We start from the raw sequence: 23,295 nt of genomic DNA, 5'->3' as shown, positions 1-23,295 counted from the left end.
CTTGGGGATTCAGGAGGCGGATGGGGTGTCAGTCGCGTCCGTCGTCGAGGTGCAACTCACGGGCGACCTGGGCGATGGAGCGGTTCTGCTGCTGCTCATAGAGGCTGAAGGGGTCCAGGACCTCACGGCCGATGGCCTGAGAGAGCCATGCGCTGTCGTAGGCGGTGCCCTCGTGCGCGTTGTTCCTGGATCCTTCGCCGCTGAGGTTGGACTGGAAGATGCCTGCGGCGGAGCGGGGCAGGAAGTCCTCGTAGACGATTGGTTCGGCCCGGACCCATCCCTGCCGCAGGAGATCGCCGATGGCGGTCGGCGGCCGGCTTCCGTCACGGGGCCGGTCGGCGGCGAGGTGGTAGGTGAAGTAGGCCAGACCCTGGAGGGCCAACTCGCGTTCGCTGTCCGGGAAGTGCTCGGCCCACAGGGCGCCGGCGAGTTCGGTGCGATCCGCCTGCGGATGAAGGCCGGCCTGCTCGTCGAGACGGGTGAGCAGGTTGTCGTAAAGAGCGCGGCCATGGCGGGTGAGGGCGATACCGCGGGCTTCGACCTCGCCGAAACGCACCCGCAGCGCCCCGCTGATGACGCTGCCGTCCCGGGTGCGCAGGGTGCGGGTCTCGGCAAGCGCGCGGAAGGACGTCTGACGCAGCAGCACGTCGGGGCCCTGCCACCGGGGCGGGCCCTGGATGGCGTCGATCATCTCGATGCCCCGGTCGGTCATGCGCCGGTAGAGGTCGTCGATGTCGAGTACGCGTGGGGTGAGGTGGTTGACGTGTGTGCTGCCCACGCCGCCGATGTCGGCTGCGACGGCGGACACCTTCTCCAGGGTCTCGTACCACTCCTGGTCGACCGGCTCGGCGGACAGCTCGAAGGCCCGGACGGCGAGTTGGAGGAAACGCTCGGCGTCGGTGGCGGACAGTCCCTTGTCCGCCTCGGCACGGTCGGCGAGCGTCAGCAGCTCGGCGGGGAACAGTTCCCGTCCGGCGAGGAAGGACTCCAGGCGGGCGCGGAGGTCGGGGTCGAAGAACCGAGGGTCCGCGGGAGTGAGCAGGGAGGTGAAGACCCGGAAGGGGTTGCGTGCCAGCTCGTCGCTGTCGACGGGGCGGAAGGCGGTGGACACGACGGGGACGGCGCTGGCGGCCGCTTCCCGCAGATCGTAGAAGCCGACCGGGTACATGCCCAGGGCCCCGAAGATCCGGGCGACCTGCTGCAGTTCGTCGGGCGTGCCGACGCGGATGGCGCCGTGCCGTTCAGCGGTGACGCGGCTGATGGACCCCAGGCGTTCCGCATCGGCGCCCTGCGTGCGCAGGACCTGTTCGTTGACCTCGCGGGAGACGTCCACCAGCGTGGTGTAGGCGGGCACCTCCTTTCCGTACATGTCCGAGAGGCGTTGTGCGAACGAGGCTCGCAGTTGCCATGGGCTGATCATTGGCCGGCCTGCCTTTCCGGTCGGGTGTTCACACCACGTGGGCTTCGGGTCGGATGTCGGCGCCGGCCGTGAAGCGGTCGGCGCTGAAAGCGGTGACATCGACGAAGGGTGCGCGGTCCAGATACAGATCGCGCACGATCTCGCCGACGGCCGGGGCCTGGAGGAAACCGTGGCCGGAGAATCCGGTGGCGTACAGGAAGTTGTCCAGTACTCCGGAGCGCCCGATGAGCGCGTTGTGGTCCGGGGTGACCTCGTAGAGTCCGGCCCAGCCGGTGGCTATCTCCATGTCGGCCAGTTCCGGGGCCCTGCGCCGCGCCGCGGTACGGAAGAGGTCGAGCCATCGCGGGGTCCAGGTGGTGTCGAAGCCGACTTCCTCATCGGGGTCCGCGAGGCCGAAGAGCAGTCCGTCATCGCTGTTGTGGAAGTACCCCGACGAGGAGAAGTCGATGGTGAAGGGGATGCGCGGGGCGGGAGGCCGCAACGGCTCGGTGAAGGCGAGCTGCCGCCGGACGGGGCGTACGGGCAGGTTGACGCCCACCATGTCGCCGATGGTGGCGGACCAGGCGCCGGCAGCGCAGATCACCGTGGAACAGGAGATCGTGCCGCTGTCGGTGTGCACGGCCGTAACCCGGTCGGACGCCGTGTCGATGCCGGTGACCGTGGTGCGGGTGGCGAGGACGACGCCGGCCTTCTCCGCCGCGTGCGCGTAGCCGCGGACCACGAGCTTGGGACGGGCGTGTCCGTCGGTGGGTGAGTACACGGCCGCCACCAGGCCCTCGGTGCTGACATAGGGGCACAGCGCGCGAGCCTCCCGGGGACCGATCATGCGGCTGGGCACGTCCAGACTGTTCTGGACGGCGACACTGCGCTCGAAGTCCGCGGCCTGCTCCTCGCTGTCCAGCAGGAAGAGATATCCGACGGTGTCGAGGCGGATGTCCGCGCCGGGCCGGTCCGGGAAGTTCTCGTAGGCACGCAGGCTCCTGCTGCCCAGTTCGATGTTGAGCGGGTCGGAGAAGTGAGCACGCACTCCGCCGATCGGCTTTCCGGAGCTGCCGCAGGCAAGGTCGCCGCGCTCCACGACGACGATGTCCCGCACTCCTGCCTCGGCGAGGTGGAAGGCGATGCCGGCACCCATCACGCCGCCGCCGATGATCACGACATCGGCTGTCGGCGGCACGGTGCGGAAGAACGGTGAGGTGGACAAGAGGCCGATCCCTTCCAGAAGCCGACCCGGAGCCGAGGAGAGATCTTCCAGGGCCCGGCTCGGGCTGTCCTTGCGTGGGGAGACGCTGATCAGCTGTCTGGTCCGTCATCGTGCAGCAGATCACCATTGACGTCCATGAACAGTTTCTGGCCTCGATTAATTAGGATCTCTATATGGACTGGACGAGTGCGCAGCTGCGTTCCCTGGTGGAGCTGACCAGGCGTGGCACGGTGACCGCGGTCGCGGCGGCGCTCGGATACACGCCGGGCGGGGTCTCGCAGCAGATCACCGCCCTGGAGCGAGCCACCGGCATGGAGCTGCTGCGGCGGGTCGGCCGACGGGTGGAGATGACGGATGCCGGCCTGACGCTGGCCCGTCATGCCGAGCGGATCCTGGCCACCGAGGCCGAGGCGGTCGAGGCTCTGGAACGCAGCCGCGACGAGATCTCCGGGGTGCTGCGGGTGGGGCTCTTCGCCACCGCCGCCGTCGAGATCCTTCCCCGGGCCCTGCAGCGGGTGCGGATCAGCCATCCGCAGCTCACCGTGCGCAGCCAGGACATGGATGTCGACGACATCTACGACGCGGTGGCCACCGGCGATGTGGACCTCGCCCTCGGACTGGACTATCCGGACGTGCCCATCCCGCGCGATCCGACGCTGTGTGTGCGCAAGCTGTACGGCGAGCGCTTCTCCCTGGCGGTGCCGGCCGGGACGATGGAAGGCCGCGAGGTGGTCGGTCTGGCCGACACCCGCGATCTGACCTGGATCCTCCCCTCGGCCGAGAGCTACTACGGCCGCGCCGTGCGGACCGCGTGCAGACGGGCCGGCCTCGAACCCGATGTCCAGCACGTGGTGACCGACACCGCAACGACACTGGGCCTGGTGGAAGCGGGCATCGGCGTGAGCACCGTGACGGATCTGATGCTCAAGCTGCGGTCCTCGCGCTTCGATGTGGTGGCACTGCGGGAGACCATCGAGCGGCACATCGTCGTGGTCTTCCGCGCCTCCGCCGAACACCGCCCCTCGATGCAGGCGCTGGTCGACATCCTGCAGACCGTCCCGGGGGCCGGGCAGGGCACTCCCGAGTAGGACACGCGCTTCGTCACCGGGCACCAGCTCCGCTTGCCCTGAGAGCGGCAACTTGTCGTGGTGGAGAGTCTTCTGCCGACCGCGCCTCGTGAGCGAGGGTTCCGAGCCAGTGGTGACCCTCACCACTGCGGCAGCCCTCTCGTTCCTGCCGTTCGCAGACAGGGAGCGATGCGATGTCCCCCAGCCCTTCGTCCACATCTCGCCTGACCGCGTTGCTGGGCAGAGGCCCGCAGGGAGTCTTCAGGAGAACCCTTCCCCACGAGCAGCCCTCCGGCGCGCGCATGGTGCGCACACTCGGTCTCACCCAGCTGACCATGATCGGCATCGGCGCCATCATCGGAGCCGGCATCTTCAGCCTGGCGGCGGCCGTCGCCCGCGACGTCGCCGGACCGGCCGTCCTCATCTCGTTCCTCGTGGCCGGCGCGGCGTCACTGTGCGCGGCCTTCGCCTACGCCGAGTTCGCGGGAATGGTGCCGAAGGCCGGATCCTCCTACACCTACTGCGCGGCGGTCCTGGGGGAGGTCGTGGGCTGGATCGTCGGCTGGGACCTGCTGCTGGAGTACACGGCGATCGTCGCGGTCGTCGCGATCGGCATGTCGGGCTACCTGGATTTCCTGCTGAACGCGGTCGGACTGCACCTGCCCACGTGGGCACTGGGCGCTCCGGGTACCGGGTCGGGCCACCGGATCGACCTGCTCGCCGTGGCGATCTGCCTGGGAGTGGCCTGGCTGCTGAACCGGGGCACCCGTACGTCGGCCCGGGTGGAGACGGTCCTCACCGTCATCAAGATCGCGATCGTGCTGCTCGTGATCGTGGTGGGGTTCACCAAGGTCGACACGCAGAACCTGCAGCCCTTCGCCCCCTTCGGATTCGGCGGGGCGTTCACCGGCGCCGCGACGGTCTTCTTCGCCGTCTTCGGCTACGACGCGCTCAGCACCGCGGCGGAGGAGTCGGTGGAGGCGCGCCGCAAGCTGCCCAAGGCCATGATGCTCTCCCTGGCCGTTTCCATGGTGCTGTACGTCCTGGTGTGCGTGGTGCTCACAGGGATGCAGCACTACAGCGAACTCAACCCGAAGAGCGGCATATCCAGCGCCTTCCAGAGCGCGGGACTGAGCGGGCTGGCCAATGTCATCGCGCTGGGCGCGGTCATCGGCATCGTCACCGTGACCTTCTCGTTCATGATGGGCGCTTCCCGCCTGTGGTACGCCCTCAGCCGTGACGGTCTGATGCCCACCTGGTTCGGTGCCGTCCACCCCAAGCGCAAGGTTCCGCACCGCGCCACCTGGCTGATCGGCATCGTGTCCGCCGTGATGGCGGGCCTCATGCCCATCAACGCCGTCGCCGAACTCACCAACATCGGCGTCCTGCTGGCGTTCGTGGTGGTCTCCGCCTCCGTGCTGATCCTTCGTTACCGCAAGCCCGGCCTCAAGCGCGGCTTCCGGTGTCCGGGAATGCCCGTCGTGCCGGTCCTCGGCATGATTTTCTCGGTGTGGCTCATGTCGTTCCTGGCGTGGGAGACGTGGGTGCGCCTCGCCGGGTGGCTGGTGGTCGGGTTGGTGATCTACGGCTGCTACGGCTACCGCCGCACGCGGCAGGTCATGCCGGGTGGTTCCGTGGACCTCGACGCCCTCAATGAGATGCCGGACTCCGACGAGCCCGAGCCGGTGACCACCACCGTCCGGTAGTTCCGGCGGGAGCCTCACCGGTTCCGCCGGAGCGAGGCTCCTCGGAGCGTGCCCCCGAAGCGCCGGGGTACCGCTGCGGGACGCGGCACGCCGGGCGCTAGGCGGAAGCCGCAGGATGCAGGTACCGCTCGTCGCGGGGTACGGCGGTGCGCAGCGTCCGAAGTGTCGCGCCGAGCAGCGGATTGCTGTTCTCCCTGCGGTGCAGGGCCATGACGGTGCGGTGGGCCGAGGGCCGCTCCAGTCGAACGGCGTCGATGCGGTCACTGGGCTTGTGCCCGAGGGCCGGCACGACGGCCACTCCCAGACCGGTACTGACCAGTTCTCGCACCACGTCGTAGTTGTTGCTGCGGAAGGCGACCTGGGCGTCGAATCCCGCGGCGGCGCACAGTCTCGTCAGGGACAGCGCACCGGCGGTGCCCTCCCGGCTCGTGATCCAGCGCTGCCCCGCCAGCCCTGGCAGGTCCGCGCTGATACCGCTGCCGGCGGCACGCAGCAGGACAAGGTCCTCCCGCAACAGGGGGTACCGGGCAAGGCTGTCGGGCCACTGCCGGGGGCTGAGCCCGTACTCGTACACCAGGGCCACGTCCAGCTCCCCCTCGGAAAGCGCCGAGAGGAGTTCGTCCGGCTCGCCTTCCTCCAGCTGGATCTGCGCCCGCGGGTGCGTCGAGGCGAGGGCGGACAGCGCGGAAGGCACCAGGCACACACCGGCGGTGGGGAAGCTGCCGAGCGCCAGCCGGCCGGTGGTGCCTGTCGCCAGTTCCAGGACCTGATGGTCCAGGTCGTCCAGCGCGGTCAGCACCCGGGTGCTCAGATCGACCAGATGACGGGCCGCGGCAGTCGCGCGGATGCCGTGCGCCTCCCGCTCGAACAGCACCAACCCGGTGTCCCTCTCCAGCGCGGAGATCTGTTGCGAGATGGCGGACGCGGTGTAGCCGAGATCGCGGGCCGCGAGAGCGAAAGAACCCGTGTGCACAACGGCTTTCAGGGTGAGCAGATGCGGAGGTTTCAGCAAGGCCGGCTCCTGTCGTCGCCACGTGCCGCGAGGATAAGCAGTGCTTGCCCTGAAGTGTCAAATGTTTCGTCCTGCTGGCCCTTGTTGGGCCCCCGGGCAGCGCACATCGTGGACACGGCCAGGTCGATCGTGACCTGTCATCCGAAGGAGCGAGCAGAGTGACCACGACAGCACAGGGCAGCAGCGCGCTCGACGCGGCAGCGGTGGCCGATGCCCTGAGCCGAGAGGACTGCGGAGAGGTCGCCGGTGACGCCGGCCGCCGGGCCCAGTATTCGGCCGACGCGTCCAACTACCGTCAGGTTCCGCTGGCGGTCGTCTTCCCGCGCGAGCGGCAGCACGTCCTCAACGCGCTGAAGGTGTGCCGCCGCCTGGGCGTACCCCTCACGTCACGGGGCGCCGGCACCAGCACGTCCGGGCAGGCCGTCGGCTCAGGCGTCGTCCTCGACTTCTCCCGCTACTTCAACCGCCTGATCGCGCTCGATCCGCAGGCACGGACCGCGACGGTCCAGCCCGGCATCGTGCTGGACGACTTGCAGGCGGCTGCCTCCGAGCACGGCATGCTGTTCGGGGCCGACCCCTCCACCCACAGTCGCTGCACGCTGGGCGGCATGATCGGCAACAACGCCTGCGGAACGCACTCCGTCGCCTGGGGGCGCACCGCCGACAACGTCACCGCACTCGAAGTGGTCACCTACCGCGGCACCGTCATACGGCTCGGCGAGATGACGCGGGCCGAGATCGACGAGGCCATCGCCGCGGACGACGAACGCGCACATCTCATCGGCTCCCTCCACCGACTCGCCCAGGCGAACCTTGAGCCGCTGCGCACCGAGTTGGGCCGGTTCCCACGGCAGGTCTCCGGCTATGCGCTGGAGCACCTGCTGCCGGAGAACCGCTTCAACCTGGCCAAGGCCTTCGTCGGCAGCGAGGGAACCCTCGCGGTGATCCTCTCCGCGACCGTACGCCTCATCACCCCACCACCGGCGCGCGCCCTGGTGGTACTCGGTTTCCACGACGCCTGTGCCGCCGCGGACGCGGTACCGGAACTGCTGCGGCACCGGCTGCTGGCACTCGAAGGTCTCGACCACGCCCTGACCGACATCGTCACCCGCCCCGAAACCCGGGCCGCCATCGACACCCTGCCCGCCGCACAGGCATGGCTGTTCGCCGAACTCGGCGGTGCACGCGACGAACTCCCCGAGCTGGCCTCGGCGCTGTCCCGAAGCGCTCAAGGGGCATCGGGATTCACCGGCAGCGAGGTCATCACCGATCCGGCGCGGGCACGCCGCCTGTGGCGGATCCGCGAAGACGGAGCAGGGCTGGCCACACGGCTGCCGGACGGCTCCGAGGCATGGCCGGGCTGGGAAGACGCCGCCGTCCCACCCGACCAACTGGGCTCCTACCTGCGGGGGTTCACCCAGCTCCTCGACCGGCACCAACTGCGAGGAGCCGTCTACGGACACTTCGGCGAGGGCTGCCTGCACGTACGCATCAACTTCGACTTCACCACGGAGCAAGGCACCGGCGTCTTCCGCGCCTTCGTCACCGAAGGGGCCGAACTCATCGCGGCACACGGCGGTTCCCTCTCCGGCGAACACGGCGACGGGCAGGCGCGGTCCGAGCTGCTACCGCTGATGTACGGGCCCGACGTCATCGCCCTGTTCGAGCAGTTCAAGAACATCTGGGACCCCGACAACGGCCTCAACCCGGGCATGATCGTGCACCCGCTGCCCGTCGACGGAAACCTTCGCGTCAGCCCCGGCCGCACGTTCCTTCCCCTGGAAACCGTCTTCCCCTTCCACACCGACGGCGGGGACTTCGCCAAAGCCACCCGCCGGTGCGTCGGCGTCGGCAAGTGCCGCTCCGCCGGCAACCGCGGCGACGTGATGTGCCCCAGCTACCGCGTCACCCTGGACGAGAAGGACTCCACCCGAGGACGCGCACGCCTCCTGTACGAGATGACCCAGGGCGACGTCATCACCGACGGCTGGCGGTCCACCGAGGTCCGTGACGCCCTCGACCTGTGTCTGTCGTGCAAGGGGTGCAGCGCGGACTGTCCCGTCGGGGTCGATGTGGCCACCTACAAGTCGGAGTTCCTCCACCACCACTACAAGCGACGCATCCGGCCGGCCTCGCACTACACCATGGGCTGGCTGCCGCTGCTCTCACGCCTCGCGGCCCGGATGCCCCGGCTGACGAACTTCGTCACCGGCTCACGGCTCGCCCCCCTGCTCAAGCGTCTCGGCGGGATCGCCCCACAGCGGGACATCCCCCGCTTCAGCGACCGGACGTTCCTCAGCTGGTTCCGCCACCGCGCCCCCTCAGGTCCCGGCAGCCGCGGACCGGTCATGCTGTGGGTCGATTCCTTCAACAACCACTTCACTCCCGAGGTCCTCCGGGCCGGTGTCACCGTCCTGGAAGACGCCGGCTACCGCGTGCACGTCCCCGACGGCACCCAGTGCTGCGGACTGACCTGGATCACCACCGGCCAGCTCGGTATCGCACGCCGCATCGCCGAGCGCACCGTCGCCGCCCTGGAGGGCGCGGTCCACGACGGCATGCCGGTCGTCGGCCTCGAACCCAGCTGTACCGCGGCGCTCAAGAGCGATCTGCCAGAACTCCTCGACGGCAGCGAGGCCGCCCGCGCCCTGGCACGCGCCACCGTCACCCTCGCCGAACTCCTCACCGGCGATGCCCCCGACTGGCAGCCCCCGCGCGTCGAGGCCCGCTCCCTCAGCCAGACCCACTGCCACCAGCACGCCACTTCCGGCTTCAGCGCGGACAGCGCTCTGCTCCACCGCATGGGCGTCGACAACAACAGCCTGGATTCCGGCTGTTGCGGCCTGGCGGGGAACTTCGGTTTCGAACGTGGCCACTACGACGTATCCGTCGCGGCCGGCGAGCAGGTGCTGCTGCCGGCGGTACGGGCAGCGGCACCCGACACGGTCGTCCTCGCCGACGGCTTCAGCTGCCGTACCCAGATCGCCCAGCAGACCGACCGCCGCGGCACTCACCTCGCCGAACTGATCGCCCGTGCCCTGCCTTCCCGTACCGGCGCCTGACCGCTCCCACAGACAAGGACACACCGTGACTGACGCACTCGCCCTCGTGGACGACTGGGGCCCCGAAAAGATCGTCGTCGTCTCCCACCGGCGGTCCGGCATGAAGGGCGTCCTGGTCATCGACAACACGGCGCGCGGCATCGGCAAGGGCGGGACCCGTATGAGCCCTGGCGTCTCCGTCGGTGAAATCGCCCGCCTGGCCCGCGTCATGACATGGAAGTGGGCGAGCGTCGACCTCTTCTACGGCGGCGCGAAGGCCGGAATCGTCGCGGACCCGACGTCCCCCGACAAAGAAGCCGTCCTACGGGCCTTCGCCCGGTCCCTGTCCAACGAGGTGCCCCGCGAATACGTGATGGGCCTGGACATGGGGCTGACCGAGAACGACGCCGCCATCATCCAGGACGAACTTGGCGACAGGGGTGCCGCGGTCGGCACCCCCGAGCACCTCGGCGGTGTCGCCTACGACAAGCTCGGGGTCACCGGCTACGGCGTCGCCGAAGCCACCGACGCCGCCGCCGCACAGAGCCTGGGACTGCCGACGGCCGGATCCCGGGTCGCCATCCAGGGCTTCGGCGCCGTGGGGAACGCCGCAGCCGCGCGGTTCGCCGAACTCGGCGCGACCGTCGTCGCCGTCTCCACCGCGAAGGGCGCGCTGCACGACCCCAGCGGCCTGGACGTCCCCGCCCTGCTCGCCGCCCGCGAGGAGTACGGCGACGACTTCGTGAACCACTACGAAGGTGCCCGCATCGGGCCCGGCCAGGAACTGACCGTCGACTGCGACATCCTGGTCCCCGCCGCGCTCCAGGATGTCGTCGACGACGAGACGGCCCACCGGATCAAGGCCAAGCTCGTCGTGGAAGGCGCGAACCTTCCCACCTCCCCCCGGGCGCAGAGCATTCTCGCGCAGCGCGGCATCGCCGTACTCCCCGACTTCGTCGCCAACGCGGGCGGTGTCGTCGCCGCCGCATTCGCCATGGATGCCCGCTACTCCGGATTCCGGCCCGACACCCCCACCATTTTCGAGACCATCTCCAGCCGGCTGCGCGCCAATGCCGTCACCGTCCTCGAAGAGGCACAGCGCCGCAGCACCACCCCCCACACCGCAGGCCGCAGCCTCGCCGAGGAGCGCGTCCGCACCGCCATGCGCAGCAAGGGGCGCCTACCCCTCTGAGCCGCAGCCTTCGCAGCCGTCGCAGCGGTCCAGCGCACCGGGTGGCCCGCACATGCGCCGCAGCCTCGGACGACGCCGTCAGGCGTCGTATTCGTCGGGCAGGCGCATGGCGGGGCCGCCGACCTGCAGGCCCAGCGGGACCGCGCGGCCGTTCGGCTCCTCCCACGCCTCCTGGCGGCCGAGCGCGGTGAGGTCGAGGTAGCGGTAGCCGTTGTGGAACTCCTCGATGCCGCGGCCGAACGTGGCGTAGGTGTGGAAGACCTCGTCCCCGACCCGCAGGAAGGCGCTGATGCCCGGCCAGTCTCCGCGCATGCTCTTTGACCACGGCATGCCGGCCTCGGCGAGATCGGCCTCGGTGCGGTGCCAGATCTGCACGGGGGCGACCCGTTCGTCGACGGTCGCGTGGAAGTCGTAGTTGAAGTCGCTGCCGACCGAGGAGTACCAGGGGAATGTCCAGCCCATCCGCTCGCGGTACGCGGCGAGCTTCGCGTACGGCGCCCGGGTCACCGCGGCCACCGTGGTGTTGCGGACGTGCAGCTGCCTGAGCCCGCCGATCCCGTCAGCCGCGGAGGAGCAGCTGGGGCAGCCGGTGTCGCGGGGATGCTCGGCGCCGTCGGCGTCGATGTCGAAGGTCCACATGAAGTGGTGCATGACCAGCTGGGACCGCCCGTCGAACAGGTCGAGCAGGCCGACCGTCCCGTTCGGTCCTTCGAAGGTGTACTGCTTGTCGATGCGGACCATCGGCAGCTGCCGACGGAGCGCGTTGACCCGGTCATGCGCCCGCGTGAGCTCCTTCTCCTCCGCCAGAAGCTCCTTGCGGGCGGCGAACCACTCCTCCCGCGACACCACCTCGGGCAGGTTCGACATCGTCATCTCCACGCTCCCAGCTGCTTGCGTTGTGCCGTCGGGCGAAGCGGGCCACACCTCCAGTCTGCGTCGGGCCCGGTCAACTGGCGCGCCCATGCCGCGTGTCGCCCAAGAAGCGTTGCGCGTCTCGCATGCCGAAAAGCGCTGGCCGGGCCTGTCGGCGCTCTGCTTGGCTCACTCCATGAGTGATCTTCATATCCGCTTCGCCACCCTCTCCGACATCGACGCCGTGCTGCGTTTCTGGCGCGAGGCCGCGGAAGGGACGAGCATCAGCGACGACCACGACGGGGTGGCCAGGCTCATCAACAGGGACCCCGAAGCCCTGCTCCTCGCGGAGCGCGACGGCGTCCTCACGGGGACCGTGATAGCCGGCTTCGACGGATGGCGATGCTCCGCCTACCGGCTGGCCGTCCACCCGGACTGCCGTCGGCAAGGCATCGCCTCCGCCTTGATGGAAGCGGTGGAGCAGCGATTCCTCGCGCTGGGCGGTCGACGGGTCGACGCCATGGTTCTCGAAGCCAACGAACGCGCACAGCACACCTGGGCCGCGGCCGGCTACCACCGCGAGGACCACTGGCGACGCTGGGTCAAGTCGCTCTGAACGCGGCCGGCCGAGCCGGAGGGCCACACACACCGCGACCCTTTGCCGGTCCTTTACCATGGTGGTTCCCTCTACCCAGTGAAAGGTGTGTGAGCGTCCAGCCATGGGCGAGCCCCCCAGTAGTCGAGCAGCCTCCCGACATAGCGCGAACCTCCCGATCCTGTTCGATCATGGGACGGAGGTGACCCGATGACCGAGCTGCTCCTGCTGGCCGTAGCGCTCTGCCTGACCGTGGCCTGTGGTGTCTTCGTCGCGGCCGAGTTCTCGCTGACCACCGTCGAGCGCAGCGATCTGGAGCGCGCCGTCGAGCGCGGTGACCGTGGCGCGGACAGTGCCCTCAAGGCCGTGCGTGGTCTCACCTTCCAGCTCTCCGGCGCCCAGCTCGGCATCACCGTCACCGGCCTGGTCATCGGCATGCTGTCCAAGCCGGCCATCGCCACCCTGCTGGCCGGACCGCTGGACGCGATCGGCCTGCCGCGCTCCGCCGCCGACTCGGTGGCCCTGGTCCTCGGTACGGCGATCTCCACCGTCGTCCTGATGGTCGTCGGCGAGCTGGTCCCGAAGAACTGGGCGATCTCCAGTCCGCTGACCATCGCCAAGAAGGTCGCCACCGCGCAGCGCGGGTTCAGCGCCGCTTTCAAGCCGCTCATCGGGCATCTCAACACCACCGCGAACCACATGGTCCGCCGGATGGGCCTGGAGCCGGCCGAGGAGCTGGCGTCCGCCCGCGGGCCGCAGGAGCTGGTCGCGCTGGCGCGGCACTCCGCCAAGGAGGGCGCGCTGGAGCCGGACACCGCCGAGCTCTTCGTCCGTACCCTCACGCTCTCCGAGCTGACCGCCGAGAACGTCATGACGCCGCGGGTGCAGGTCATCGCCCTGGAGGTGCAGTCCACGGCGGAGGACGTCGCCAACGCGACCCGGGCGACCGGGCTGTCACGCTTCCCCGTCTACCGCGGCAGCCTGGACAGCGTCGTGGGTGTCGTCCACATCAAGGACGTGCTGAGGGTCACCGCCGAGCGCCGCCCCCGGCACCCCGTCTCAGAGCTGCTGCGCGAGCCGCTGCTCGTGCCGGAGACCCTGCCCGTGAACCATCTGCTGGACCGGCTGTCCGGCAAGCGGACCATGGCCGTGGTCATCGACGAGTACGGCGGCACGGCCGGTGTGGTGACGTTGGAGGACATCGTCGAGGAAGTCGTCGGCGAGGTCCGCGACGAACACGACCCGCAGGAGACGCCCGACCTCGCGCCTGCCGGTGTCGACGCCGACGGCCGCAGCGTCTACCAGGCAGACGGCGCCGCCCGCACCGACCAGCTCCAGCGGATCGGCCTTCACCTGCCGGAGGGCCCGTACGAGACCCTCGCCGGCCTGGTCGCCACCGAACTGGGCCGGATCCCCGTGGACGGCGACGTCCTGGAGGTCGAGGGCTGGTCGATGGATGTGCTGGACGCCACCGGCCACCGCGCGGCCCGTGTCCTGCTGCACGCGCCGCTGCCCGGCAGTAGCCAGGACCATGACGCGGAGGCCGGCCGATGACCGCACTCCAGCTTTTCGTGGGCCTGCTGACCCTGGTGGTCAACGCCTTCTTCGTGGGGGCCGAATTCGCGCTGATCTCGGTGCGCCGCAGTCAGATCGAACCGCACGCCGAGAGCGGCGACCGCCGCGCCCGCAGCGTCCTGTGGGGCCTGCAGCACGTCTCCGCGCTGCTTGCCGCCGCCCAGCTGGGCATCACCCTGTGCACCCTGGTGCTGGGCGCGGTCGCCGAGCCGGCCATCGCCCATCTCCTGGAGCCGGTCTTCCAGGCCGTGGGGATCTCGCACGCGCTGATCCACCCGATCTCGTTCGTGATCGCGCTGTCCCTGGCGACCTATCTGCACATGCTCTTCGGCGAGATGGTGCCGAAGAACGTGGCGCTGGCCGAGCCCGTGCGCACCGCCTTGGCGCTGGGGCCGCCACTGGTCGCCCTGACCCGCGCGCTGCGCCCGGTCATCTTCGCGATCAACGCCCTGGCCAACGCGCTGCTGAAGCTGATGCGGGTGGAGACCAGGGACGAGGTGGCCGCGACCTTCTCCGACGATCAGCTCGCGAAGATGGTCGAGGACTCCCGGGACGCCGGACTGCTCGACGACCGGGCCAAGGAGCGGCTGCGGGACGCCCTGGAGCTGGGCCGCCGCCCGGTCAGGGACGTGGTGCTGCCGGCCGAGAAGGTGGTCTCCGCGCGCATAGGGGTCACCCCGGAGGGGCTGGAGCGGCTGGCCGCCGACTCCGGCTTCTCCCGGTTCCCGGTCGTCGACGACACCCGCCGCATCCTCGGCTATCTGCACGTCAAGGACGCCCTGGACGCCGCCCCGCGCCATGTGCCGTTCCCGGTCTCCGCGCTGCGCCCGATCGCGCGCGTCAAGGCCGCGACGCTGCTCGACGACGTCCTGACGGCGATGCGCGGCTCGCGGACCCACCTGGCCGCGGTGATCGGCGACGACGGGACGCTGGCCGGGCTGGTGTCCATGGAGGACGTGCTGCGGGAGCTGGTGCTGCAGCGGCCGCCCGCGGCGTGAAGCGCGAGCGCGACGGCGAAGGCTTCGGACCCTGAGCCGCGGCCGGTGGGCCCACGGGGGTCCACCGGCCGCTTTCGTCCGCCGAAGGGGAGGTGGCCCCGCTTCCGCACTCCGGCCGACGCGCCGCCTGTGCCACGGGATAAGATCTCCGCGCCATGGAGATGAATGCCCACTACACCAGTTTCGTCGCGGTCGGCGACAGCTTCACCGAAGGCATGTCGGACGCCCTGCCGGACGGCTCCTACCGCGGCTGGGCCGATCTGCTCGCGGCCCGGCTCGCGGCACGACAGCGCAGCCACACCGACGGACCACCGCCCGCATTCCACTACGCCAACCTCGCGGTGCGCGGCAAGCTCATCGGGCAGATCCTCGACGAGCAGTGCGGCCCCGCGGCCGCGATGGGCGCCGACCTCGTGACGCTGGTCGGCGGGCTCAACGACGTGCTGCGGCCCAAGTGCGACGTGGACACCGTCTGCGCGCAGCTGGCGGCGGCCGCCGAGCGGCTGGCCCAGGGGCCCGGTCAGCTGGTGCTGATGCGCAGCCCCGGCCGGCAGGGGCCGGTCATGGAGCGGTTCCGCTCGCGGATGGAACAGCTGTTCGCGCACATCGACGCGCTGGCGGAGCGGCACGGCGCGGTGGTCGTCGATCTGTACGACTCGCGTGCCCTGTCCGACCCGCGACTGTGGGCGGACGACCGGCTGCATCTGAACGACGAGGGTCACCGCCGGGTCGCGGAGGCCGTCTGGCAGGCGCTCGGCCTCGATGCCGAGTCCGACTGGGACGCGCCGCTGCCCGCCGCCGTGCCCCCGGGCTGGGGCGCGCGGCGTGCCGCGGATCTGCGGTTCGCCCGCGAGCACCTGGTGCCGTGGATAGGCCGCCGGCTCACCGGGCGGTCCTCCGGCGACGGCCGGCCGGCCAAGCGCCCCGAACTGCTGCCGTACGACGGCTGATGCCGGGGCGCCCGCCGCGGTCGGCGGGCTTGGAGGAAAGCACAGCCGGGGCCGGGGCGCTGGCCTGCGTAAATCGCCAGTAGACTCTGGCCACGTGACTGCTGTGTCTGCGAAGCCTCGCATCCCCAATGTCCTGGCCGGCCGCTACGCCTCCGCGGAGCTGGCCGTGCTCTGGTCCCCCGAATACAAGGTCAAGCTGGAGCGGAAGCTCTGGCTCGCCGTGCTGCGCGCGCAGAAGGACCTGGGGGTGGAGGTCCCCGAGCAGGCCCTGGCCGATTACGAGCGGGTCCTGGAGAACGTCGACCTGGCCTCCATCGCCGAGCGCGAGAAGGTCACCCGGCACGACGTCAAGGCCCGGATCGAGGAGTTCAACGCCCTCGCCGGCCACGAGCAGGTCCACAAGGGCATGACCTCCCGCGACCTGACGGAGAACGTCGAGCAGCTGCAGGTGCGGCTGTCGCTGGAGCTGATGCGGGACCGCGCGGTCGCCGTACTGGCGCGGCTCGGCTCGCTTGCCTCCCAGAACGCCGAGCTGGTCATGGCCGGCCGTTCGCACAACGTCGCCGCGCAGGCCACCACGCTCGGCAAGCGTTTCGCGACCGCCGCGGACGAGCTGCTGGTCGCGTACGGGCGGCTGGAGGACCTGCTGTCGCGCTACCCCCTGCGCGGCATCAAGGGACCGGTCGGCACCTCGCAGGACATGCTCGACCTGCTGGGCGGGGACGCCTCGAAGCTCGCCGAGCTGGAGCAGCGGATCGCCGGGCACCTCGGCTTCGGGAGTGCCTTCACCTCCGTCGGCCAGGTCTACCCGCGCTCGCTCGACTACGACGTGGTCACCGCGCTGGTGCAGCTCGCCGCGGCGCCCTCCTCGATCGCCAAGACGATCCGGCTGATGGCGGGGCACGAGCTGGTGACCGAGGGCTTCAAGCCCGGCCAGGTCGGCTCCTCCGCGATGCCGCACAAGATGAACACCCGCTCCTGCGAGCGCGTCAACGGCCTGATGGTGATCCTGCGCGGCTACGCCTCCATGGCCGGCGAGCTCTCCGGTGACCAGTGGAACGAGGGCGATGTGTCCTGCTCCGTGGTGCGCCGGGTGGCCCTGCCGGACTCGTTCTTCGCGCTGGACGGCCTGCTGGAGACGTTCCTGACGGTCCTCGACGAGTTCGGCGCCTTCCCTGCCGTCGTCGCCCGGGAGCTGGACCGCTACCTTCCCTTCCTCGCCACGACCAAGGTGCTGATGGGCTCCGTGCGCGCGGGCGTCGGGCGCGAGGAGGCCCACGAGGCGATCAAGGAGAACGCGGTCGCGTCGGCGCTGGCCATGCGGGAGCAGGGCGCCGAGCGCAACGAACTGCTCGACAAGCTGGCCGCCGACGCGCGGATCCCGCTGGACAAGGCCCAGTTGGACGCCCTGATGGCGGACAAGCTGTCCTTCACGGGCGCCGCGGCCGACCAGGTGACGTCCGTCGTCGGTCGCATCGAGGAGATCACCAAGCAGCACCCGGAGGCCGCGGCGTACACGCCGGGCTCGATTCTCTGACGTGGGTTTCACACCGGAGGAACTGCAGGCCGCTCGCGACCGCCTCGTCCCTGACGTCGCGGCGAGCGGCCTGCGGGTGCTCTTCTGCGGGATCAATCCCGGGCTGCTGTCGGCGGCCACCGGCCATCACTTCGCCCGGCCGGGAAACCGGTTCTGGCCGGTCCTGTACGCCTCCGGATTCACGCCCCGACTGCTCAAGCCCGCCGAGCAGGACGAACTGCTCGCGCACGGTGTCGGCATCACCAATGTCGTCGCGCGGGCGACCGCGAAGGCCGACGAGCTGACGGCGGAGGAGCTCCGCGAAGGCGGGCGGCTGCTGGAGGAGAAGGTCGCACGGCTGCGCCCGGGCCGGCTCGCCGTTGCGGGCGTCACTGCCTACCGCGTCGCCTTCGGCGACAAGCGCGCCACCATCGGACCGCAGGAGCGCACCCTGGGCGCCACCCGCATCTGGGTGCTGCCCAACCCCAGTGGCCTCAACGCGCATTGGACGCCCGCCACCATGGCGGAGGAATACGGCCGGCTGCGCGAGGTGGCCTTCGCCGAGCACCCCTGAGCCCCGGCGCCGACCCTCCACACCCCCTACGGCTCTCCGTCGCCGTCGCCCGGTCACCTTCAGCCTCCCGGTACCGCCCCCGCTCCGATCGCCACCACCACTTGGTACGGCAGCTCGATGCCGCCCTGACCTGCACCGATACCCACCCAACGGTCCCCCGCGCGCCAGGTGTGCAGCCGCGGCACCAGCCCGCACAGCAGGTCCAGTGGCGGCCCGACCGGCAGGCCCATCGCCACCCGCTCCAGCCGGCCCGCGAGGTCCAGCTCGGCGGGCTCACCCCACCGTAAGGACAGCACGGTGGTCAGCGCCGCCAGCTCGGCGGCGCAGTCCTCGCCCACCTCCTGGGCGTCCGCCGCGTCCACCTCCCGGAGCGCGGCGCTCTCCCACAGCTGTGCCACATGGAAATCCGGTCCGCTCTCACCCCTGGCGAAGCGCTCCCTGCGCACCGGGAACGCACGCGCCAGCAAGGCGTCGATCAGCGCCACCTGCTGCGCCGTCGTGGTCAGGGCGGTACCGCTCGCGGCGGCGGTGCGCGCCGCCGCGGTCGGGGGCTGCTCTCCAGACGTCATACCGTCAGTAAACCGCCGGGGTCTGACAATTGGCCGCCCGTCAGGTGCGGACGAGCGCCGGGAGCACCCCTGGACCCGGCGCCGCCCGCCGCCCCGCCCCGCGCGCGGTGGGCTTTCGGGGCTCGCCGCACACCCGCTGACCGGCTACGATCCGCCAGACACGCAACGCGAGGGAGACGGACGTTGGGGCGGCTCACCGGTGGGGACCCCTCCCTGCTGCGACGTATCAACTCCGCGGTGGTGCTGCACGCACTGCGCGCCGCGGACTCCCCCACGCTCACCCACCTCGTCCAGGTGACGGGCCTGTCCCGCCCGACGGTCGAGGGCGTGGTCGAGGGGCTCATCGAGACCGGCCTGGTGGTCGAATCGGCCGCCGAGGAGGGTGAAGCGCGCCGCCAGGGCCGGCCGGCCCGCCGGTTCCGCTTCCGCACGGAGGCCGGACATCTGCTGGGCATCGAGATCGGGCCGCACCGTGTCTCGGCCCTGCTCTCCGACCTCAGCGGGCGGGTGCTGGACTCCGCGCAGCGCCCCGTGGCGGAGACCGCGCCCGCCGACGAACGGCTGGAGCGGGTACGGACGGTGGTGGCCGACCTGCTGCGCCGCGCGGGAGTGGCGCGCGGGTCCCTGCGGGCCGTCGGCGTGGCGAGTCCGGGCATCGTCGAGGCGGACGGGACCGTGCGGCTGGGCACCGCGCTGCCCGGCTGGACCGGCCTCCCGCTGGGTGACCGGCTACGGCGGTCCTTCCGCTGTCCGGTGCTGGTCGAGAACGACGCCAACGCCGCGGCGGTGGCCGAGCACTGGAAGGGTGCGGCAACCCGGTCCGACGACATCGTGTTCGTGCTCGCGGGGCTGAGTCCGGGGGCCGGTTCGCTGATCGGGGGACGGCTGCACCGCGGGTTCGGCGGTGCGGCCGGGGAGATCGGCGCGCTGCATCTGCTGGGACGCGAGGCGACCCCCGAGACGCTGCTGTCGACGACGGGCGAGCCGCTGCACCCGCTGGACGAGGCGCAGGTCGCCAAGGTCTTCGCGTTGGCACACGACGGGGACGTACGGGCGCGCCAGGCCGTCGACCGCTTCATCCAGCGGCTGGTGCACGACGTCGCGGCGCTTGCGCTGGCGCTCGACCCGGAGCTGGTGGTCGTCGGCGGCTGGGCGGCGGGGCTGGCCGGCGTACTGGAGCCGCTGCGCGGGGAGCTGGCGCGCTACTGCCTGCGCCCGCCACAGGTCGCGCTCTCGGTGCTGGGCGAGGCGGCGGTGGCGACCGGGGCGCTGCGTCTCGCCCTGGATCACGTCGAGGCCGAACTCTTCGCGGTGGAGGGCACGGTGACGGGCCGCCGCTGACGCGCGACCACGTCACGAAGGGCCCGCGCCGTCCTGGACGCGGGCCCCGGGGCGGAGCTGTCTCAGCCGGCGAGCAGGGAAACCGGGTCGCTCTCACCGAAGGTGAGGCGGCAGGTGTCCGCGCGGTAGGTGGAGACCGCGACCGCGGTGGTCCGGCCCTCGGAGACATAGCGGGTGGTGACGACCAGCACGGGCGCACCCGGCAGCCGGTCCAGCTGCTTGGCGTCCTCCGCGCGGGCCGACCCCAGCTCCACGGTGCGGTCCCGGCCCTCAAGTTCGAGCGCCTGCAGCTCGTGCAGCACGGCGCGGGCGTGGGCCGTGGCGCTGACCGGCGCCACTCCGGAGCAGCCGGGAACCGCCGCGGCGAGGACGTACAGCAGCTCGGCGGCGACCGGCTGGCCGCCCGTGACCCGGCTGCGGCGCACGAGGTGGACCCGGTCACCGGGGGCGGTCTCCAGAAGGGCCGCCACCGCGGCGGGCACCGCGTCCGTCTCGACGGCGTCCACCGGCTGCCAGGCGTCGCCGGGGGCGCCGGGCCAGGTGTCGCGGGCGGGGTCGACCGCGACACCGACACGCGGCGGTGCGACCGTGGTGCCCACACCGCGCCGGCGCTGCAGCCTGCCTTCCAGCTCCAGTTGCTCCAGCGCCTGCCGGAGCGTGGCCCGCGCGACGCCGAACCGCGCCGCCAGCTCACGCTCGTTGGGCAGGATCTCGCCGACGGAGAACTCCGAGTCCAGCGCGTCGCTGAGCACGGTCTTGAGGTGCCAGTACTTCGGCTCCGGCACCGTTTCGAGCTGCGTGGTCCCCACCCTGTCCTCCGCACTGGCCGTTGCCCCGCGGGGCTCTGCCGTCAACCGGACACGGGCTCGCCCCGGAGCCCGAAATATGAGCACTTCTTTATTAAAGGTTGTTGCAGTATCCCGACGATATGGCCGCCCTCACCCTTGGTCAAGACCAATGCCCCATCCGGTGGACAGTCCGCCCGGGCGCGACCGGGGCCGACCGCGCGACCTGCGACGACTCTCGCTACCCTCACCGCCATGCTCACCCTGCTGCACACCTCGCCCGTCCACGTCCCGGTCTTCGACGCGCTGCGCGACGAGGATGCCCCGGGGTTCGCGCTCCGCCACCTCGTCCACCCCGAACTGCTCGCCCGGGCAAGGGAGGAGGGCCCCGAAGCAGTGGCGGGGCAGGTCGCGGACGTACTCGGACGAGCGGTGCGCGACGGCGCCCGGGCGGGGCTGTGCACGTGCTCGACGATCGGTTCGGTCGCCGAGAGGGCGGGCGCGGCACTCGGGCTGCCGGTGCTGCGGGTGGACCGGCCGATGGCCGCGGCCGCCGTCGCCGCCGGCACGCGGGTCACGGTGCTCGCCACGGTGTCGAGCACGCTGGGGCCCACCGCGGATCTGATCGCGGAGGAGGCGGAGCGGGCCGGACGTACCGTGAGCGTGCGCAAGGTGCTGGTGCCGGACGCCTGGGAGCGCTTCGAAGCGGGGGACGAGGACGGCTATCTGACGACGGTGGCCGCCGCCGCGCAGGAGGAACGGGACACCGACGCGATCGTTCTGGCGCAGGCATCGATGGCACCGGCTGCCGCGCGGATGACGGACGCCGGCGGGAGCGGCGTGCCGGTGCTGTCGAGCCCGCGTTCGGGGCTGCGGGCCGCCGTGCGGGAGGCCGCCCGCACGGGGTCGCCGGTGGTCAGCTCGCCGTGAGCGAGACGAGCTTGTCGGGGTTGCGCACGATATAGACCGTCGTGATCCGGCCGTCCACGACATCGAGCTGGATGACGGTGTCCGGCAATCCGCCGTAGTGGGCCAACAGCGCGACCCCGCCGTTGAGTTCCAGGATGCTGAACTCCATGCCGGGCGCCTGCTTGCCGGCGACACCCACCAGGAACCGGGCGACCTTGTCCGCCGACCGGATGATGCGCAGCGGCGCCTTGGCCTTCCCGCCGCTGTCCCCGACCAGCCGCGCGTCGGCGGCGAGCAGGCGCAGCAGGCCCTTGAGGTCCTCGCCCGCCGCAGCGGCGAGAAACCGCTCGGTCAGCTCGCGCTGCCGCTCGGGGTTGACCTCGAATCGGGGCCTGCCCTCCTCCACATGCCGCCGGGCCCGTGCCGCCAGCTGGCGTACCGCCGCCTCACCGCGGTCCAGGACGGTGGCGATCTCGCCGTACGGATAGCCGAACGCCTCGCGCAGCACGAAGACGGCCCGCTCCAGCGGCGAGAGGGCTTCCATGACGACGAGCATCGCCAGTGTGACGGTCTCGGTGAACACCGCCCGCTCCGCGGTGTCGGGGGCGCTGCCTGCGGCCTCGGTGGCGAGGGGTTCCGGCAGCCAGGGACCCACGTAGGACTCGCGGCGCGACTGGACCTGCCGGAGGCGGTCGATGGCCAGTCGGGTGGTCACGCGCACCAGGTAGGCGCGCGGTTCGCGCACCTCGCTGCGGTCGGCCGCCGACCAGCGCAGCCACGCCTCCTGGACGACGTCCTCGGCATCGGCGACGCGGCCGAGCATGCGGTAGGCCACGGCGTGCAGCACCGGTCGGTGCTCCTCGAAGACTTCGGTCGCAAGATCCGTCAGCACTCTTCCATCCCACCGGTCCGCCGTCGCCTTGTCCAGCCGAAACGGCGGAGTGTGAGGCGCACGCCACGTGGCGTGCGGCACAGTTTCCGAGCGTGCTCCGGGCCCTGGCGGGCTCCGATCCCCCTCCCCCGTACCGCTCAGTAGCCATTCCTGGCATCGTGGCTGCCCACATCCGGCAACAACGCACGTCACGCGAACTCTTGAGGAGTCCCCATGGCCGCCCCGGTCTCCTTCGCCCGCATCACCTCCGCAGACCGGCCGCCGTGCACGGTGGCCTACGAGCGCAAGGGCGCGGGTGAGCCCCTCGTCCTGCTGCACGGCATCGGCCATCACCTCCAGGCGTGGCGTCCGGTCTGCGACATCCTCGCCGCCTCACACGAGGTCATCGCCATGGATCTGCCCGGCTTCGGCGCCTCCCCCGCCCTGCCCGGCGGTTGCTCCTACGACATTCCGACAGTGGTCTCGCTCCTCTCCGCGGCGTTCACGGAACTGGGCATCGAGCGGCCCCACGTGGCCGGGAACTCGCTGGGCGGCCTGCTGGCTCTGGAGCTGGGCCGCCGCAACGCCGTACGGTCGGTCACCGCCCTTTCGCCGGGCGGGTTCTGGACACCTGCGGAGCGTCGCTACGCGTTCGGTGTCCTGCGCGGCATGTACGCCGGCGCGCAGGCGCTGCCGGAGCCCGTCGTGGAGTCGCTGGCGCGGTCCGCCCTCGGGCGCGCCTCGCTGACCGGCACCATCTACGCCCACCCCGGGCGCCGTTCGGCCGATGCGGTCGTCGCGGAGACCCGGGCGCTGCGTACCGCCCCCGGATTCGCGCCGACCCTGGCAGCCGGCCGCGCGGTCCGGTTCACCGCCGATGTGCCGGACGTCCCGGTGACCATCGCCTGGGGCAGCCGGGACCGTCTGCTGCTGCGCCGCCAGGGGGTGCGCGCCAAGCAGGCGATCCCGGGCGCACGGCTGGTGCGCCTGCCGGGCTGCGGGCATGTGCCGATGAACGACGATCCGGCGCTGGTCGCCCGGGTCATCCTCGACACGATGGGCTGACGCCCGCGCCGGCTGCCGCTGCCCGGCCACCCGGTCCGGTGCGTCGGCCACAC

At 71.1% G+C, this 23,295-nt stretch carries 20 protein-coding genes; 13 read left to right on the top strand and 7 right to left on the bottom strand.

The features are described from left to right. Nucleotides 1-28 precede the first annotated feature (28 nt). Together ACH4FH_RS19270 and ACH4FH_RS19265 are read right to left on the bottom strand one after the other, a co-directional pair. Nucleotides 29-1,420: a VOC family protein gene (locus ACH4FH_RS19270; protein WP_398557053.1), complete on the bottom strand. Its 1,392-nt coding sequence runs from the start codon at nt 1,418-1,420 to the stop codon at nt 29-31. A gap of 28 nt (nt 1,421-1,448) precedes the next feature. Beyond that, entirely contained in the window at nt 1,449-2,624 is a 1,176-nt protein-coding gene (locus ACH4FH_RS19265) for an NAD(P)/FAD-dependent oxidoreductase (protein WP_398557052.1), read from the bottom strand. 173 nt (nt 2,625-2,797) lie between these two features. Between ACH4FH_RS19265 and ACH4FH_RS19260 the strand changes: the two genes are divergently transcribed. Beyond that, complete coding sequence (locus tag ACH4FH_RS19260; RefSeq protein ID WP_398557051.1) at nt 2,798-3,712, top strand: LysR substrate-binding domain-containing protein; 915 nt, start codon at nt 2,798-2,800, stop codon at nt 3,710-3,712. A gap of 281 nt (nt 3,713-3,993) precedes the next feature. Continuing rightward, nucleotides 3,994-5,397, top strand: coding sequence for an amino acid permease (locus ACH4FH_RS19255; protein ID WP_398557050.1), 1,404 nt, complete (start codon nt 3,994-3,996; stop codon nt 5,395-5,397). A 97-nt stretch (nt 5,398-5,494) separates the two neighbouring features. Here the strand turns inward: ACH4FH_RS19255 and ACH4FH_RS19250 are convergent, their stop codons facing one another. Then, nucleotides 5,495-6,409 (bottom strand): LysR substrate-binding domain-containing protein, encoded by a 915-nt coding sequence (locus ACH4FH_RS19250; protein WP_398557049.1) that lies wholly within the window; start codon nt 6,407-6,409, stop codon nt 5,495-5,497. 158 nt (nt 6,410-6,567) lie between these two features. Between ACH4FH_RS19250 and ACH4FH_RS19245 the strand changes: the two genes are divergently transcribed. Next, nucleotides 6,568-9,471 carry an FAD-binding and (Fe-S)-binding domain-containing protein gene (locus tag ACH4FH_RS19245; RefSeq protein ID WP_398557048.1) on the top strand — a complete coding sequence of 968 codons (2,904 nt, stop codon included), beginning with the start codon at nt 6,568-6,570 and terminating at the stop codon, nt 9,469-9,471. A 25-nt stretch (nt 9,472-9,496) separates the two neighbouring features. Beyond that, complete coding sequence (locus tag ACH4FH_RS19240) at nt 9,497-10,642, top strand: Glu/Leu/Phe/Val dehydrogenase (RefSeq protein WP_398557047.1); 1,146 nt, start codon at nt 9,497-9,499, stop codon at nt 10,640-10,642. A 78-nt stretch (nt 10,643-10,720) separates the two neighbouring features. Here the strand turns inward: ACH4FH_RS19240 and ACH4FH_RS19235 are convergent, their stop codons facing one another. Beyond that, nucleotides 10,721-11,515, bottom strand: a complete 795-nt coding sequence (locus ACH4FH_RS19235) for a DUF899 domain-containing protein (protein ID WP_398557046.1) — start codon at nt 11,513-11,515, stop codon at nt 10,721-10,723. Nucleotides 11,516-11,690: 175 nt separating this feature from the next. Here ACH4FH_RS19235 and ACH4FH_RS19230 point away from each other — a divergent pair, with 175 nt between their 5' ends. From ACH4FH_RS19230 to mug, 6 genes are all read left to right on the top strand, one after another. Next, a complete protein-coding gene (locus ACH4FH_RS19230) occupies nt 11,691-12,110 on the top strand; it encodes a GNAT family N-acetyltransferase (RefSeq protein WP_398557045.1) in 420 nt (139 codons plus the stop codon). A 189-nt stretch (nt 12,111-12,299) separates the two neighbouring features. Further along, the gene (locus tag ACH4FH_RS19225) at nt 12,300-13,643 is read left to right on the top strand and encodes a hemolysin family protein (protein WP_398557044.1); all 1,344 of its coding nucleotides are present in this window, start codon (nt 12,300-12,302) and stop codon (nt 13,641-13,643) included. Continuing rightward, nucleotides 13,640-14,662: a hemolysin family protein gene (locus ACH4FH_RS19220; RefSeq protein ID WP_398557043.1), complete on the top strand. Its 1,023-nt coding sequence runs from the start codon at nt 13,640-13,642 to the stop codon at nt 14,660-14,662. The genes ACH4FH_RS19225 and ACH4FH_RS19220 overlap by 4 nt, the downstream gene beginning before the upstream one ends. 155 nt (nt 14,663-14,817) lie before the next feature. Next, nucleotides 14,818-15,612 carry an SGNH/GDSL hydrolase family protein gene (locus tag ACH4FH_RS19215; RefSeq protein ID WP_398557042.1) on the top strand — a complete coding sequence of 265 codons (795 nt, stop codon included), beginning with the start codon at nt 14,818-14,820 and terminating at the stop codon, nt 15,610-15,612. A 103-nt stretch (nt 15,613-15,715) separates the two neighbouring features. After that, entirely contained in the window at nt 15,716-17,149 is a 1,434-nt protein-coding gene (gene purB, locus ACH4FH_RS19210) for an adenylosuccinate lyase (RefSeq protein WP_398557119.1), read from the top strand. Nucleotide 17,150: 1 nt separating this feature from the next. Further along, a complete protein-coding gene (mug, locus tag ACH4FH_RS19205; RefSeq protein WP_398557041.1) occupies nt 17,151-17,702 on the top strand; it encodes a G/U mismatch-specific DNA glycosylase in 552 nt (183 codons plus the stop codon). 59 nt (nt 17,703-17,761) lie between these two features. Here mug and ACH4FH_RS19200 read toward each other — a convergent pair whose 3' ends face one another. Then, nucleotides 17,762-18,148 carry a hypothetical protein gene (locus ACH4FH_RS19200; protein ID WP_398557118.1) on the bottom strand — a complete coding sequence of 129 codons (387 nt, stop codon included), beginning with the start codon at nt 18,146-18,148 and terminating at the stop codon, nt 17,762-17,764. 306 nt (nt 18,149-18,454) lie between these two features. Here ACH4FH_RS19200 and ACH4FH_RS19195 point away from each other — a divergent pair, with 306 nt between their 5' ends. After that, on the top strand, nt 18,455-19,612 hold the full coding sequence (locus ACH4FH_RS19195) for an ROK family transcriptional regulator (protein WP_398557040.1): 1,158 nt from the start codon (nt 18,455-18,457) through the stop codon (nt 19,610-19,612). Between the two features lie 62 nt (nt 19,613-19,674). Here the strand turns inward: ACH4FH_RS19195 and ACH4FH_RS19190 are convergent, their stop codons facing one another. Next, nucleotides 19,675-20,421 (bottom strand): GntR family transcriptional regulator, encoded by a 747-nt coding sequence (locus ACH4FH_RS19190; protein ID WP_398557039.1) that lies wholly within the window; start codon nt 20,419-20,421, stop codon nt 19,675-19,677. Between the two features lie 231 nt (nt 20,422-20,652). On the opposite strand from ACH4FH_RS19190, the gene ACH4FH_RS19185 reads away from it, so the two are divergent. Beyond that, the gene (locus ACH4FH_RS19185; RefSeq protein WP_398557038.1) at nt 20,653-21,327 is read left to right on the top strand and encodes an aspartate/glutamate racemase family protein; all 675 of its coding nucleotides are present in this window, start codon (nt 20,653-20,655) and stop codon (nt 21,325-21,327) included. On the opposite strand, the gene ACH4FH_RS19180 is transcribed toward ACH4FH_RS19185, so the two are convergent. Beyond that, nucleotides 21,314-22,198 (bottom strand): RNA polymerase sigma-70 factor, encoded by an 885-nt coding sequence (locus ACH4FH_RS19180; protein WP_398557037.1) that lies wholly within the window; start codon nt 22,196-22,198, stop codon nt 21,314-21,316. The two genes, ACH4FH_RS19185 and ACH4FH_RS19180, sit on opposite strands and share 14 nt — an antisense overlap. A gap of 213 nt (nt 22,199-22,411) precedes the next feature. On the opposite strand from ACH4FH_RS19180, the gene ACH4FH_RS19175 reads away from it, so the two are divergent. Next, nucleotides 22,412-23,242, top strand: a complete 831-nt coding sequence (locus ACH4FH_RS19175) for an alpha/beta fold hydrolase (RefSeq protein WP_398557036.1) — start codon at nt 22,412-22,414, stop codon at nt 23,240-23,242. Nucleotides 23,243-23,295: the final 53 nt, after the last annotated feature.

Source organism: Streptomyces sp. NPDC017993, assembly GCF_044328065.1.
GTDB lineage: Bacteria > Actinomycetota > Actinomycetes > Streptomycetales > Streptomycetaceae > Streptomyces.
Note: the sequence above shows the minus strand (reverse complement) of the source record. Positions and strands in the feature narration are given on the sequence as shown.